General features: G+C 62.7%; 15 protein-coding genes and 2 pseudogenes. 10 read left to right on the forward strand and 7 right to left on the reverse strand.

Annotated elements, in window-relative coordinates; translation table 11 throughout:
- The 6 genes from EOA38_RS15830 to EOA38_RS15855 all read left to right on the forward strand — a co-directional run.
- The coding region (locus EOA38_RS15830; protein WP_127299632.1) for an ATP-binding cassette domain-containing protein at positions 1-491 on the forward strand (491 nt) is incomplete at its 5' end.
- Positions 491-1,366, forward strand: a complete 876-nt coding sequence (gene aztB, locus EOA38_RS15835; protein ID WP_127299633.1) for a zinc ABC transporter permease AztB — start codon at positions 491-493, stop codon at positions 1,364-1,366. The genes EOA38_RS15830 and aztB, both read left to right, overlap by 1 nt.
- A gap of 24 nt (positions 1,367-1,390) precedes the next feature.
- Positions 1,391-2,320: a zinc ABC transporter substrate-binding protein AztC gene (gene aztC / locus EOA38_RS15840; RefSeq protein ID WP_127299634.1), complete on the forward strand. Its 930-nt coding sequence runs from the start codon at positions 1,391-1,393 to the stop codon at positions 2,318-2,320.
- Between the two features lie 135 nt (positions 2,321-2,455).
- Positions 2,456-2,878, forward strand: coding sequence for a YeeE/YedE thiosulfate transporter family protein (locus tag EOA38_RS15845; protein WP_127299635.1), 423 nt, complete (start codon positions 2,456-2,458; stop codon positions 2,876-2,878).
- Positions 2,879-2,881: 3 nt separating this feature from the next.
- A complete protein-coding gene (locus EOA38_RS15850) occupies positions 2,882-3,319 on the forward strand; it encodes a DUF6691 family protein (protein WP_127299636.1) in 438 nt (145 codons plus the stop codon).
- A gap of 93 nt (positions 3,320-3,412) precedes the next feature.
- Positions 3,413-3,751 carry a TIGR01244 family sulfur transferase gene (locus EOA38_RS15855; protein ID WP_126094327.1) on the forward strand — a complete coding sequence of 113 codons (339 nt, stop codon included), beginning with the start codon at positions 3,413-3,415 and terminating at the stop codon, positions 3,749-3,751.
- A gap of 116 nt (positions 3,752-3,867) precedes the next feature.
- Here the strand turns inward: EOA38_RS15855 and EOA38_RS15860 are convergent, their stop codons facing one another.
- On the reverse strand, positions 3,868-4,335 hold the full coding sequence (locus tag EOA38_RS15860) for an Lrp/AsnC family transcriptional regulator (RefSeq protein ID WP_127299637.1): 468 nt from the start codon (positions 4,333-4,335) through the stop codon (positions 3,868-3,870).
- A 138-nt stretch (positions 4,336-4,473) separates the two neighbouring features.
- Between EOA38_RS15860 and hppD the strand changes: the two genes are divergently transcribed.
- Genes hppD through EOA38_RS15875 form a run of 3 tightly spaced genes read left to right on the forward strand, consistent with a single transcriptional unit; the run spans position 4,474 to position 6,246 of the window.
- On the forward strand, positions 4,474-5,589 hold the full coding sequence (gene hppD, locus EOA38_RS15865) for a 4-hydroxyphenylpyruvate dioxygenase (protein ID WP_127299638.1): 1,116 nt from the start codon (positions 4,474-4,476) through the stop codon (positions 5,587-5,589).
- 58 nt (positions 5,590-5,647) lie between these two features.
- Positions 5,648-5,872, forward strand: a complete 225-nt coding sequence (locus EOA38_RS15870) for a type II toxin-antitoxin system prevent-host-death family antitoxin (RefSeq protein WP_127299639.1) — start codon at positions 5,648-5,650, stop codon at positions 5,870-5,872.
- Positions 5,869-6,246 carry a type II toxin-antitoxin system VapC family toxin gene (locus tag EOA38_RS15875; RefSeq protein ID WP_126094331.1) on the forward strand — a complete coding sequence of 126 codons (378 nt, stop codon included), beginning with the start codon at positions 5,869-5,871 and terminating at the stop codon, positions 6,244-6,246. Before EOA38_RS15870 ends, EOA38_RS15875 begins: the two co-directional genes overlap by 4 nt.
- Before the next feature lie 16 nt (positions 6,247-6,262).
- Here EOA38_RS15875 and EOA38_RS15880 read toward each other — a convergent pair whose 3' ends face one another.
- The 5 genes and pseudogenes from EOA38_RS15880 to hmgA all read right to left on the reverse strand — a co-directional run bounded on the left by EOA38_RS15880 (position 6,263) and on the right by hmgA (position 9,900).
- Positions 6,263-6,589: a BrnA antitoxin family protein gene (locus EOA38_RS15880; protein ID WP_127299640.1), complete on the reverse strand. Its 327-nt coding sequence runs from the start codon at positions 6,587-6,589 to the stop codon at positions 6,263-6,265.
- Positions 6,576-6,832: pseudogene (locus EOA38_RS40375) on the reverse strand (BrnT family toxin). Before EOA38_RS40375 ends, EOA38_RS15880 begins: the two are co-directional and overlap by 14 nt.
- Before the next feature lie 75 nt (positions 6,833-6,907).
- A complete protein-coding gene (locus tag EOA38_RS15890) occupies positions 6,908-7,444 on the reverse strand; it encodes a DinB family protein (protein WP_127299641.1) in 537 nt (178 codons plus the stop codon).
- A gap of 22 nt (positions 7,445-7,466) precedes the next feature.
- On the reverse strand, positions 7,467-8,480 hold the full coding sequence (locus tag EOA38_RS15895; protein ID WP_127299642.1) for a fumarylacetoacetate hydrolase family protein: 1,014 nt from the start codon (positions 8,478-8,480) through the stop codon (positions 7,467-7,469).
- 106 nt (positions 8,481-8,586) lie between these two features.
- Positions 8,587-9,900, reverse strand: a complete 1,314-nt coding sequence (hmgA, locus tag EOA38_RS15900) for a homogentisate 1,2-dioxygenase (RefSeq protein ID WP_127299643.1) — start codon at positions 9,898-9,900, stop codon at positions 8,587-8,589.
- 128 nt (positions 9,901-10,028) lie between these two features.
- Here hmgA and EOA38_RS15905 point away from each other — a divergent pair, with 128 nt between their 5' ends.
- On the forward strand, positions 10,029-10,472 hold the full coding sequence (locus tag EOA38_RS15905) for a MarR family transcriptional regulator (RefSeq protein ID WP_127299644.1): 444 nt from the start codon (positions 10,029-10,031) through the stop codon (positions 10,470-10,472).
- Between the two features lie 219 nt (positions 10,473-10,691).
- On the opposite strand, the pseudogene tdh reads toward EOA38_RS15905, so the two are convergent.
- A pseudogene (gene tdh, locus EOA38_RS15910) lies at positions 10,692-10,896 on the reverse strand (L-threonine 3-dehydrogenase); the annotation flags it as partial.

Below are 10,896 nucleotides of genomic sequence, written 5' to 3' on the forward strand. Positions count from 1 at the left end.
AGTCCGTCAGCAAGGCACTGATGGCTGTAGGACTCGGCGGCTTCGAGACGCGCCCGATCGACACGCTGTCCGGCGGGCAGCTGCAGCGCACGCTGTTTGCCCGCGTGCTTCTGCAGGACGCCGACCTCATCCTGCTCGACGAACCGTTCAACGCCGTCGACGCCAAGACCGTCGGCGACCTCATCCAGCTCATAAAACGCTGGCATGGCGAGGAGCGCACGATCATGGTCGTCGTCCACGACCTCGATCTGGTGCGGCAGAATTTTCCCGAAACGCTGCTGCTTGCCCGCCAGCCCGTCGCCTGGGGCGAGACGCGGGAAACACTGCGGCCGGAAAACCTTCTCAAGGCGCGGCGCTTCCACGAAGCCTGGGAAGAGAATGCACCCTGGTGCGAGCCAAGCGAACACGACCATAGTCATGACCACGGACACGATCATGCGCATGTGCATGATCACCATCACGATCACGGCTCCGGACCGAGGGCTGCGTGATGGAATTCCTCTACGGCATGTTCATCGCGCCTTTCGCCGATTTCGCCTTCATGCAGCGGGCGCTGTTCGGCTCGCTGATGCTGTCGCTCGGCGCCTGCCCGGTCGGCGTCTTCCTGATGCTGCGGCGCATGAGCCTGTCGGGCGACGCGATGGCGCATGCCATCCTGCCCGGCGCCGCGGCCGGCTTCCTGCTCTACGGCCTCGAAATCCTGCCGATGACTGTCGGCGGGCTGATCGCCGGCATCATCGTGGCGCTCGGCGCGGGCGCCGTCTCGCGCTTCACCATCCAGCGCGAGGACGCCTCGATGGCGGCCTTCTATCTCATCTCGCTCGCCGTCGGCGTGCTGATGGTGTCTATCCGCGGCTCCAGCGTCGACCTGATGCATGTGCTGTTCGGCACGGTGCTTGCACTCAACAATGAGGCGCTCACCTTGATCGGCGGAATCGTGGTGGTGACGCTCGCCAGCCTCGCCATCTTCTGGCGCGCGCTGGTTGCCGAATGCCTCGATCCGCTGTTCCTGCGCTCGGTGAGCCGCATGGGCAGCCCGGTGCATTTCATCTTCCTCGGCCTCGTCGTGCTGAACCTCGTCGGCGGCTTCCAGGCGCTCGGCACGCTGCTGTCGGTCGGGCTGATGATGCTGCCGGCGGCTTCCGCCCGCTTCTGGACGGTGCGCGTCGAGCCGATGTGCGTGCTGGCCGTGCTGATCGGCTTTGCCTCCTGCGTCGCCGGGCTGCTTCTGTCCTACCATGCGTCGCTGCCGTCCGGCCCGGCGATCATCCTTTCAGCCGGCGTCGTCTATTTCTTCTCGATCGTGTTCGGCTCGCGCGGCGCGCTGCGCGCCCGCATCGTGCATCACCGCCACCGCACCGCCTGATCCCCAAGCAAGGAGACCTTCGCAATGCTGAAATCGTTCCGTGCCGCCCTGGCGATGAGCGTTATAACATTAAGCGCCTTCCCAACCTCATCGGCCTTCGCGGCGCCGCTCAAGGTGGTGGCGAGCTTCACGGTCATTGCCGACTTCGCCAAGAATGTCGGCGGCGACCGCGTCAACATCACCACCATCGTCGGGCCGGATGGCGACGCGCATGTCTATGAGCCGAGCCCGGCGGATGCGGTGGCGATGGCCGGCGCCGATGTCGTGCTGGTCAACGGCTTGCATTTCGAAGGCTTTTTGCAGCGCCTTGTCGACGCCAGCGCCACCAAGGCCGCGATCGTCACCTTGACCAAGGGCGTGACGCCGATCGACTTCAAGCCGGAATTCGCCGATGCGGACGCCGCTGAAGGCGCAGGCAAAACGGTCACCGACCCGCATGCCTTCCAGTCGATCGCAAACGCCAGGATCTATGTGAAGAACATCGCCGATGCCTTCTGCGCGGCGGACAGCGAGGGCTGCGACAGCTACGAGGCCAACGCTACCGCCTACACCGCCAAGCTCGATGCGCTGGAAGGCGACGTGAAGGCGGCGATCCAGTCGATCCCCGAGGCGAAACGCGTGGTCATCACCTCACACGACGCCTTCGGCTATTTCGAGCACGAATACGGACTGATGTTCCTGGCGCCGCAGGGCATCTCGACCGATTCCGAGCCTTCGGCCGCCGACGTCGCCAAGCTGGTTGAGCAGATCAAGCAGGATAAGGCGGCCGCGATCTTCATCGAGAACATCACCAATCCGCGGCTGATCGAGCAGATCGCCGGCGAGACCGGCATCAAGGTCGGCGGCACGCTCTATTCGGACGCGCTGTCCGGTTCCGACGGCCCGGCTTCGACCTATATCGACATGATGCACAACAACATCACGCAGATCAAAGGCGCGATCCTGGGAAGCTGAGCCGAGCTCGTCGGGCTTGCGCGGCGAAACGGCCAACGCCGCCTTTTCCAGCCGGACCATTTCCGGCTGGATTCCCATGCGAAAAAGTCTATCTGCTGAATGATGATCTCCTGATCGACGCGGATTGACCTTTCCATGACCGTCTTCACGCCTTTCCAGTCCCTGCTTGGCGGAGCCCTCATCGGCCTGTCGGCCGTGCTGCTGATGGCGTTGCATGGCCGTATTGCGGGAATGACAAGGATACTGACCGGCGTTATCCCGCCAGTGTCCGCCGACTGGAAGTGGCGCGCTGCCTTCCTCGCCGGCGCAATCGGCGCCCCATTGCTGATCCGGCTCGCCGGCAAGGATATCGAATTCAATGTGCCGGTACCGACGCTGGCCCTTGTCGTCGGCGGCTTTCTCGTCGGTGTCGGCGTGCATTTCGGCGGCGGTTGCCCGAGCGGACACGGCATTTGCGGCATCGCGCGATTGTCACCGCGCTCGTTCGTCGCCGTGGCGACCTTTATGGCCACCGCCTTCGTCACCGTTTTTGTCATCCGTCATGTGATTGGAGGCTGAACCATGGGCAAGCTTGTCTCGGCCTTCGTGATCGGCGGACTTTTTGGTTTGGGCATCGCTGTTTCCGGCATGATCAATCCGGCGAAAGTGCTGAATTTCTTCGACATCGCCGGAACCTGGGACCCCAGCCTGATCTTCGTGATGGGCGGCGGCTTGGCCGTTGCCTTCGTTGGTTACCGCCTGATATTCGCCCGACGCAAAAGGCCGGTGTTCGAAACGGCTTTCGCCTTGCCGAGCAAGAAGGACATCGACGGCCAACTCGTCTCCGGCGCTGCGCTGTTCGGCATCGGCTGGGGCATTGCGGGCTTTTGCCCAGGCGGCGCCATCCCGGCGCTCGGCCTTGGCCGCGCGGCGACGCTGATCTTCGTCGTCGCGATGATCGCGGGCATCGCGGTGGCGCGCTTGGCCAGGACCCGGCTTGCGCGCCCGGCGATAACATAGGATTTTCGCCAAGGCAGCGGTTGCCGGCTAGCCCGGGGAGTGGCAGAAACTGCGCCCAAGCCAACAGGCGCTTAAGATTGCGAGGACCACATCATGGAATACCGCCAGATCAGCGACGACTATTCGGTCTCCGGCCAGATCCAGCCCGAGGACATCGCCGCCATCAAGGACGCCGGCTTCAGAAGCGTGATCTGCAACCGGCCGGATAACGAGCAACCGGGCCAGCCCTCGGCCGACAGCGTCAAGGCTGCGGCACAAGCCGCCGGGCTTGCCTTCCGCTACATTCCGGTGATCAGCGGCCAGATCACCATGAACAATGTCGAGGACCAAGCAGAGGCGCTCGATGAGCTCGAAGGCCCGGTGTTCGCCTATTGCCGCTCCGGCGCACGCTGCACCAATCTCTATGGGCTGATCCAGCAGCAGCGGGGGTGAGCAACATTCGGTTGCTGTAACGGACGCGATATTCCACGGGTTAGCGATCCTTCCCACCCCCCTCTGGCCAGAGGGGGGTGCTGTCCCGCCAGCGTGTCCGCCGAAATGCACTCAGTCTAAATCGGCAGCGCACCCGTCTCCTTCAGCGTTTCCAAAACGATCGCCGTCTTCACATGCTGCACGGATTCGTGCGGCAGCAACACGCCGTTGACGAACTCCGCCAGCGATTTGAGGTCGGGCGTCACCACTTTCAGGATGTAGTCCATCTCGCCGGTCAGCGCATGCGCTTCCTGCACCTCGGGCAGCCGCGCCACCAGCTCGCCGAAGCGCCGCGCGTTGTCGCGGTTGTGGGTGGCCAAGGTCACCGAGATGACGTTGACCAGCGAAAAGCCGAGGCGGTCGCGGTCAAGCACGGCGCGGTAGCCCCTGATATAGCCGTCCTCTTCCAGCCGTTGGCGCCGGCGCGAGCATTGCGAGGGCGAGAGGTTCACGCGCTCCGACAAATCATTGTTGGTGAGCCGCGCATCGCCCTGCAGAAGCGCCAGTATCTTGCGATCAAATTGATCAAGGCGCGCATTATCCATGAATTTTCCTCCGACGATGCACAATCCGCGCACATAATGCGCATTTCAGGCGGTTGAATGCAAGCACCGTGCGGCCGTCCAGCGCTATCATGACGAAAGACGGCCAAGCTCGGCTGCAACAGCTTTTGGAGGACTGCCATGGGCCCCTTCCCGCACGACGCCCCGCCCGCCAAGATCAGCAAGGCGAACCCAGCCGGCACCGACGGTTTCGAATTCGTCGAGTTCGCGCATCCCGAGCCCGCGAAGCTCGCCGAGCTCTTCACCCGCATGGGCTATGTCGCGGTGGCGAAGCACCGCAGCAAGGACATCACCGTCTGGCGGCAGGGCGATATCAACTACGTCGTCAATGCCGAGCCCGGCTCGCATGCGATGAAGTTTGTCGACAAGCACGGCCCCTGCGCCGCCTCGATGGCATGGCGCGTGGTCGATGCCAAGCACGCCTTCGACCATGCGGTGTCGAAAGGCGCCACGCCCTATGAAGGCATCGACAAGGCGCTCGACGTGCCGGCGATCGTCGGCATCGGCGGCTCGCTGCTCTATTTCATCGAGGCCTATGGCGAGAAGGGCTCGGCCTACGACGCCGAATTCGAGTGGCTGGGAGAACGCAATCCCAAACCGGAAGGGGTCGGCTTCTATTATCTCGACCACCTCACCCACAATGTCTATCGCGGCAACATGGACAAGTGGTGGGATTTCTATCGCGACCTGTTCGGCTTCAAGCAGATCCACTTCTTCGATATCGACGGCAAGATCACCGGGCTCGTCAGCCGGGCGATCACCTCGCCCTGCGGCAAGATACGCATTCCGCTGAACGAGTCCAAGGATGAGACCAGCCAGATCGCCGAATATCTGAAGAAGTACAATGGCGAGGGCATCCAACACATCGCGGTCGGCACCGACGCGATCTACGACGCCACCGACAAGCTCGCCGCCAACGGGCTGAAATTCATGCCCGGCCCGCCCGACACCTATTACGAGATGTCACACGAGCGCGTGCACGGCCATGACGAGCCGATCGAGCGGATGAAGAAGCACGGCATCCTCATCGACGGCGAAGGCGTCGTCGATGGCGGCATGACCAAGATCCTGCTGCAGATCTTTTCGAAGACAGTGATCGGGCCGATCTTCTTCGAGTTCATCCAGAGGAAGGGCGACGAAGGTTTTGGCGAAGGCAATTTCCGCGCCCTGTTCGAATCGATCGAGCAGGACCAGATCAAGCGCGGCGTGATCAAGCTGGACGGCAAGGCGGCGTAACGCCTGAGCTTGCGGCTCGGCCAATTATGACCTAAATTCTGGTCAGAAAGGTCGTGCTATGAATATCTCGATCGCCGAGGCTAAGGCCAAACTGTCGGAACTCGTCAGCCGTGCGGAAGCCGGGGAGGAGATCGTGCTCACGCGCCATGGCAAGGTGGCCGCGCGTATCGTACCGCCGGCGGTGGCAGCCCCCCTGCCGCGCATCGGTGCCTTGAAGGGCAAGGTTCGGATTGCAGACGACTTTGACGAACTCGGTTCCGAATGGGACGAGTACGTGAAATGACAGTCGGCCCGTTTCTCGCCGACACGCACATCATCCTCTGGTCGATCGCGGACGATCGACGTCTCAGCGAGCACCATCGCGCCATCCTGGCGTCGGATGCTGTAGTGTTCGCAAGCGCGGCAAGCGTTTGGGAAATCGCGATCAAACGTTCGATTGGAAAGCTCGAGGCGCCGGACGACCTGCCGGGGTTGCTTCCAAGGATGCAATTTCAGCCGCTTGCGATCACCTTTCAGCACGCGCGCGCGGTCGGCAACCTGCCCCATCACCATGGTGATCCCTTTGACAGATTGCTGATCGCGCAGGCGCGGGTAGAGAACCTAACCATCCTGACGTCAGACCCGCATTTCGCCCGTTACGAGGTCGCGCTGGCCTGACTGCCATGCGATCGAGCTACTTTTGGAGGCCGGCGGCCTTCCGCAGAATGTCGTTGATCCGGCTCTGCCAGCCGGGTCCGCCGGCTCGGAAGCGGGCGACCACGTCGCTATCGAGCCGCAGCGTCACCTGCTTCTTCGGATTGTCGAGCGCCGGCCGGCCGCGCGAACGGCGAATGCTTTCGGCAAGATCCGGAAACACCTCGGTGAAGGGACGGGAATTTCCGAAATCCTCCTCTGTCCACCCCGGGTTGTCCGAGACGGCGTCCCAATCTTCCTTGGTGAAGCCCTTGCCTGGCTGGAACTCCTTGTCAGGTTTCGTAACGTTCAGCTTAGGTTTTGCCATCGAACAATCTCCTTTCCGTCCGGTTGGCCGGTCGCATCGAGACGATCGAAATGCCTTCGGTGCCAAGCCGGGCAAAGACCACGGCAACAACGCCGCCGACTATCCGACCAATCGCCTTGAAACGGCCGGCTTTGGCCGCCCGGACGTCGAGGCAAGGAAAAACTCCTCGTCCAACGCAGCGAAATCCAAGCCGTGTTTGTCAATGTTTGCCAAGCGTTTCGGTTCATCCCAAACGATCTTCATCGGAATTTATGTACCTACAATAATTAAGTCAATAATTTTCGTAACTACGATAATTCCTGAGGCATTCTCGCTCGTTCAAAACCCCAGCCGTTCGACCTCATCCTTCCTGAGCTTGACATCGTAGTCGAGCAGAAACTCATCCAATTGCGGTGGCGGAACGGAAGTGCCGGAAAGCATGGCGTGCACCTGGCCGCGGTGATGGATGTCGTGCAGGAAGACATGGGCGAGGATGTCGCCGATCCTTTCCGGGATCAGGCCGTCCTCGCGCCGGTCGGTGACGACGCGACGATCGAGATCGGCTTCCGACAGGCCATCGCAAAAGGCGACGAGCCTGCGGTCGAAATCGGCCTGTGCCGCCGCCAGGCTTGCCGCATCGTCGAATGGCACGAAGGTGTCATAGGCGGCGGCGCCGAGGCCGCCATCCGTCAGGAAATCGAGATAGAGACGATCGACCGCGAGGATGTGGTTGAGCGTCTGCCTGATCGAGGGAAAGAAGCTGGTGCGCTCGGCTTCGAACTCGCCGGGCTCAAGCGCAAGCACGGCGCGATAGAGCCGGTCGTTCGACCATAGATTGTTGCGCGCCATACGGCGCAGGTGCTCGAGCAGGGTCACCTTTTCAGGTTCCTTTCTCCCCTTACCCCTCGTATCTCTCGACCTTCTGCTCGATGGCACCGAAGATCGAGTGGCCGGCCTTGTCCTTCATCTCGATGCGCACAGTGTCACCGAAGCGCAGGAAGGGCGTCTTCGGCTCGCCGCTCTCGATGGTCTCGATCATGCGCAGTTCGGCGATGCAGGAATAGCCGGCGCCGCCAGCCGAGACCGGCTTGCCGGGTCCGCCGTCGAGTTTGTTGGAAACGGTGCCCGAGCCGACGATGGTGCCGGCGGCAAGCGGCCGTGTCTTCGCGGCATGCACGATGAGCGCCGGAAAATCGAAGGTCATGTCGACGCCGGCACTGGCGCGGCCGAACGGCTTGCCGTTGAGGTCGACCAGCAGCGCGAGATCGACCTTGCCGCCGTCCCAGGCGTCGCCCAATTCCTCCGGTGTCACCGCGACCGGCGAGAAAGCGGAAGACGGCTTCGATTGGAAGAAGCCGAAGCCTTTTGCCAGTTCCGGCCCCGTGATGGCGCGCAGCGTCACGTCGTTGACCAGCATGACGAGGCGGATCGCATCCCTCGCCTGTTCGAGGCTCGCGCCCATCGGCACATCGTCGACGATAACGGCGACTTCGGCCTCCATATCGATACCGAAGGCTTCGTCCGCCATGCGGATCGGATCGCGCGGCGCAATGAAGGAGTCGGACCCGCCCTGGTAGATCAGCGGATCGGTCCAAAAACTTGCCGGCATTTCGGCGCCGCGCGCCTTCCGCACCAGTTCGACATGGTTCACATAGGCCGAGCCGTCGGCCCATTGATAGGCGCGCGGCAGCGGCGAATGCGCGTCGTGCTCGTGGAATCGAGATGAAGGCACGGCATTGGTCTCGAGCGATTCCGCCATCGCCGCCAGATGCGGCGCAATCCGCCGCCAGTCATCGAGCGCCGCCTGCAGTGTCGGCACCAGGAAGGAAGCGTCGGTGAACCGCGTCAGATCGCGCGAGACCACGACCAGCTTCCCGTCGCGCGTCTCGTTCTTCAAAGTGGCAAGCTTCATGCGGTTTCCTCTCTTCACGCGGTCTGTGCCGCTGACCCCACAACAAGGCCGTTACGGGCGATCGTCAAGCCGCCCGTTCAAGTTTTCCCGACACTGATACCGCGGGTCAGGACCAGTCGCCCTCGGGCGTGCCGTTGAAACGCTTCTTCAGGTCGGCCCAGCAGTCGATGTAGTTCTCCTGCAGCGTGTCGAGTTCGGCGGCGTAACGCGTCAGCATCTGCGGAAAGCGCGTCTCGAACATGAAGGCCATGGTGTTGTCGAGCTTGACCGGTTTCAAGTCTGCGCGGGTGGCTTTCTCAAAACCTGTCGCATCCGGCCCATGCGCCAGCATCTGGTTGTGCAGGCTGATGCCGCCGGGCACGAAGCCTTCTTCCTTCGCGTCGTACTGGCCGTGGATCAGGCCCATGAACTCGCTCATGATGTTGCGGTGGTACCAGGGCGGACGGAAGGTGTTTTCCGCCACCAGCCAGCGCGGCGGGAAGATGACGAAGTCGACATTGGCAGTGCCCGCCTCGCCGCTCGGCGCCGTAAGCACGGTGAAGATCGACGGGTCGGGATGGTCGAACAGGATGGCGCCGACCGGCGAAAAGGTCGCCAGATCATATTTATAGGGCGCGTAGTTGCCATGCCAGGCGACGACGTCGAGCGGCGAATGGCCTAGCTCGGTGACATGGAAAGTGCCGCACCATTTGACGATCAGCCGGCACGGCGTCTCCTTCTCCTCGAACCAGGCGCAGGGCGTCTTGAAGTCGCGCGGATTGGCGAGGCAATTGGCGCCGATCGGCCCGCGATCGGGCATCGTGAACTTAGCGCCATAGTTTTCGCAGACATAGCCGCGCGCCTCCTTGTCGGCGAGCTCCACCTTGAAGACGAGGCCACGCGGCAGCACCGCGATCTCGCCGGGCCGAAGCTCGATGACGCCCATCTCGGTGACGAAACGCAGCGCGCCGACCTGCGGCACGATCATGAGCTCGCCGTCGGCATTGAAGAAATGGTCGTCGACCATCGAGCGGTTGGCGACATAGACATGCGCCGCCATGCCGGATTGTCCCACCGCGTCGCCCGCCGTGGTCATGGTGCGCATGCCGGAGATGAAGTCGGTCGGCTCGGCGGGCATCGGCACCGGGTTCCAGCGGTACTGGCCGAGCGCCAGCTCATGATCGCCGATGTTGGGCGCGGTCTTCCATAAAGGGTAGCTCGCTGCCTTGAAGCGGCCGGTATGCCTGACGCTCGGACGGATACGGTAGAGCCAGGAGCGCTCGTTGGTGCCGCGCGGCGCGGTGAAGGGCGAGCCGGAAAGCTGTTCCGCATAGAGGCCGTAGGCGGGGCGCTGCGGCGAGTTGCGCCCCTGCGGCAGCGAGCCGGGCAGCGTCTCGGTCTCAAAATCGTTGCCGAAGCCCGGCATATAGGAAAAGGCCATCCGATCCTCCCTGATCCCGGTTCCAAAGCCCGCCGGAGCGCGGCTTTCCGGGGATGTTGACCAAACTGGTTTCATTTGTAACCATCGAAAATGTAACTATCAACGGCGGACGCATTCGGGGTGCACTCATGGAACCGGAAATCCTCGAACTGGAAAGCTTCCTGCCCTACCGTCTCTATCGGCTGGCCGACACCGTCAGCCGCGAATTCTCGCGCATCTACAAGGAACGCCACGGACTGACGCGGCCGGAATGGCGCACGCTGTCAGGTCTTGGCCAGCGCGGCACGATGACCGCGACCGAACTCGGCGAGCAGTCGGCCATGCACAAGACCAAGGTGTCGCGCGCAGTCGCCGAGCTGGAGCGCCGGCGCTGGCTGACGCGCACGCCGGACGAGAACGATCGCCGCGTCGAGCACCTGATGCTGACCAAGCCTGGGCTCGCCGCCTATCGCGAGATGGTGCCGCTGGCGAAGGCGTTCGAAAGGGAGTTGCTGGCAAGGCTGAGTGTGGAGGAGCAGGTGGCGGTTGCGAAAGGGACGGCGGCGCTGGAAGTGGCCTTAGGGAACAAGTAGAGTGGGAACACCGATACGCTGGCGGGACAGCGCCCCCCTCTGTCCTGCCGGACATCTCCCCCACTTGGGGGGAGATCAGATGTCACGCCGGCTTTCGCCAATCTCCAGCGTTGAAGAGTGAGCGCCGGCGTCGAAGCTGCCAATCTCCCCCCTCGAGGGGGGAGATGTCCGGCAGGACAGAGGGGGCGCGAAGGAACTCGACGTCTCTATCGACGCTCCCTACCAATCCATCACCACCTTGCCCGAGCTGCCGCTCCGCATCGCGTCGAATCCGACCTGGAAATCATCGATGCCGATGCGATGGGTTATCAGGCCCGAGACGTCGAGAGGGCCCTGGACCAGGGCGATCATCTTGTACCAGGTCTCGAACATCTCGCGGCCGTAGATGCCCTTGAGATGCAGCATCTTGAAGATGACCTTGTTC

The organism is Mesorhizobium sp. M1E.F.Ca.ET.041.01.1.1 (assembly GCF_003997355.1).
Classification (GTDB): domain Bacteria; phylum Pseudomonadota; class Alphaproteobacteria; order Rhizobiales; family Rhizobiaceae; genus Mesorhizobium.

What these genes read in the sequence shown, in the direction of transcription:
- aztB (WP_127299633.1), top strand. Translation starts at nt 491, where the DNA reads ATGGAATTCCTCTACGGCATGTTCATCGCGCCTTTCGCCGATTTCGCC.
- aztC (WP_127299634.1), top strand. Translation starts at nt 1,391, where the DNA reads ATGCTGAAATCGTTCCGTGCCGCCCTGGCGATGAGCGTTATAACATTA.
- EOA38_RS15845 (WP_127299635.1), top strand. Translation starts at nt 2,456, where the DNA reads ATGACCGTCTTCACGCCTTTCCAGTCCCTGCTTGGCGGAGCCCTCATC.
- EOA38_RS15850 (WP_127299636.1), top strand. Translation starts at nt 2,882, where the DNA reads ATGGGCAAGCTTGTCTCGGCCTTCGTGATCGGCGGACTTTTTGGTTTG.
- EOA38_RS15855 (WP_126094327.1), top strand. Translation starts at nt 3,413, where the DNA reads ATGGAATACCGCCAGATCAGCGACGACTATTCGGTCTCCGGCCAGATC.
- EOA38_RS15860 (WP_127299637.1), bottom strand. Translation starts at nt 4,335, where the DNA reads ATGGATAATGCGCGCCTTGATCAATTTGATCGCAAGATACTGGCGCTT.
- hppD (WP_127299638.1), top strand. Translation starts at nt 4,474, where the DNA reads ATGGGCCCCTTCCCGCACGACGCCCCGCCCGCCAAGATCAGCAAGGCG.
- EOA38_RS15870 (WP_127299639.1), top strand. Translation starts at nt 5,648, where the DNA reads ATGAATATCTCGATCGCCGAGGCTAAGGCCAAACTGTCGGAACTCGTC.
- EOA38_RS15875 (WP_126094331.1), top strand. Translation starts at nt 5,869, where the DNA reads ATGACAGTCGGCCCGTTTCTCGCCGACACGCACATCATCCTCTGGTCG.
- EOA38_RS15880 (WP_127299640.1), bottom strand. Translation starts at nt 6,589, where the DNA reads ATGGCAAAACCTAAGCTGAACGTTACGAAACCTGACAAGGAGTTCCAG.
- EOA38_RS15895 (WP_127299642.1), bottom strand. Translation starts at nt 8,480, where the DNA reads ATGAAGCTTGCCACTTTGAAGAACGAGACGCGCGACGGGAAGCTGGTC.
- hmgA (WP_127299643.1), bottom strand. Translation starts at nt 9,900, where the DNA reads ATGGCCTTTTCCTATATGCCGGGCTTCGGCAACGATTTTGAGACCGAG.
- EOA38_RS15905 (WP_127299644.1), top strand. Translation starts at nt 10,029, where the DNA reads ATGGAACCGGAAATCCTCGAACTGGAAAGCTTCCTGCCCTACCGTCTC.